The sequence below is a fragment of the Streptomyces sparsus genome (assembly GCF_054776295.1).
On sequence record NZ_BAAHCA010001639.1, the window covers coordinates 1 to 613 of the forward strand.

General features: G+C 77.0%; 1 protein-coding gene and 1 pseudogene. Both read right to left on the bottom strand.

Annotation, left to right across the window (positions count from 1 at the left end):
- Positions 1-79: 79 nt before the first annotated feature.
- Positions 80-424, bottom strand: a complete 345-nt coding sequence (locus ACYVE9_RS30050) for a rhodanese-like domain-containing protein (RefSeq protein WP_461031016.1) — start codon at positions 422-424, stop codon at positions 80-82.
- A pseudogene (locus ACYVE9_RS30055) lies at positions 421-613 on the bottom strand (ice-binding family protein); the annotation flags it as partial. The pseudogene ACYVE9_RS30055 and the gene ACYVE9_RS30050, both read right to left, overlap by 4 nt.

Below are 613 nucleotides of genomic sequence, written 5' to 3' on the forward strand. Positions count from 1 at the left end.
GTCCGCCCTCCCGGGCGGACGGGCCTGGGACGGGGCGGCGGGCTCCCGGCGGCGGGCCGGAGCCAGAGCACGAACGGGGTCAGAGCACGAAGGGGTCCTGGCCGTCGTCGCCGACCAGCGGCCGGCCGGCCTCGGCCCACGCCAGCATGCCGCCGTCCACGTTCACCGCGTCGACGCCGTTCCGCGTCAGGTACTGGGTGACCTGCGCGGACCGCCCGCCCACCCGGCACATCACGAACACCCGCTCCTCCGCCGCGAGTTCGACGATGTCGCCGAACCGTTCGACCACCTGGCCCATCGGGATGTGCACCGCTTCGGCGGCCCGTCCCGCGGCCCACTCGTGCGGCTCCCGGACGTCCAGCAGCAGACCGTCCGCCGGGACGTCCGCGGCGGCCACCGTCGGCACCTGTACGTACTGCGTCATGCGCGCTTCTCCTCAGCTTCGCCGTCCGGCCCGGTCGGGCTGGTCGGGCCATCTGGACTGGTCGGGCTCTCGGGCCCGCCCCGCCCCTCCGCCACGGAGGGGACGACGCCCGCGGGGGCGGCGGCGTCCGCCGAACCGGGGCCGGACGTGTACGGCACCGGCACCGCCCGCCACCCGTCCGCTCCGGCG

What these genes read in the sequence shown, in the direction of transcription:
- ACYVE9_RS30050 (WP_461031016.1), bottom strand. Translation starts at nt 424, where the DNA reads ATGACGCAGTACGTACAGGTGCCGACGGTGGCCGCCGCGGACGTCCCG.